Annotated in this window: 3 protein-coding genes; all 3 read left to right on the forward strand. The window is 34.2% G+C overall.

Translation table 11 applies throughout. The features are described 5' to 3' along the window. Positions 1–194: class I lanthipeptide (locus tag SCA31_RS22450; protein ID WP_410699273.1), on the forward strand; the 194-nt coding region annotated here is incomplete at its 5' end. 49 nt (positions 195–243) lie between these two features. Next, positions 244–420, forward strand: a complete 177-nt coding sequence (locus tag SCA31_RS22455) for a class I lanthipeptide (protein ID WP_410699274.1) — start codon at positions 244–246, stop codon at positions 418–420. Between the two features lie 49 nt (positions 421–469). Continuing rightward, a partial coding sequence (locus SCA31_RS22460) for a class I lanthipeptide (RefSeq protein WP_410699218.1) occupies positions 470–585 on the forward strand: 116 nt, incomplete at its 3' end.

Here is a 585-nt window from a genome sequence, read left to right on the forward strand (position 1 = left end):
AAAAAATTAGAACAATGAGCAACAAATCAGTAAAACTAGGAAAAGAAGTAACACTTAACAAAGACGCAGTTACAAAACTACAAGAAGACCAATTAAACAAAGTAAAAGGAGGTCAGAAAGTTGGAGGGATTGACCAAGACCTTGAAGGAGGAAGCTGGAGCTGTGTAGGATTATCTTGTAACGGCTGTGGATAATCAACAATCAATTAATTAACCAAAATATTAACAATAAAAAATTAGAACAATGAGCAACAAATCAGTAAAACTAGGAAAAGAAGTAACACTTAACAAAGACGCAGTTACAAAATTACAGGAAGATCAATTAAACAAGGTAAAAGGCGGAAAGAAAGTTGGAGGGATTGACCAAGACCTTGAAGGAAGCTTCAGCTGTGTAGGAGCATCTTGCAACGGATGTGGATAGTCAACAATCAATTAATTAACCAATTCATTAACAATAAAAAATAATAACAATGAGCAACAAATCAGTAAAACTAGGAAAAGAAGTAACACTTAACAAAGACGCAGTTACCAAACTACAGGAAGATCAATTAAACAAAGTAAAAGGCGGACAGAAAGGCAATACGGA

It is taken from the genome of Chryseobacterium sp. SIMBA_028 (genome assembly GCF_046535285.1).
Taxonomy (GTDB): Bacteria; Bacteroidota; Bacteroidia; order Flavobacteriales; family Weeksellaceae; genus Chryseobacterium.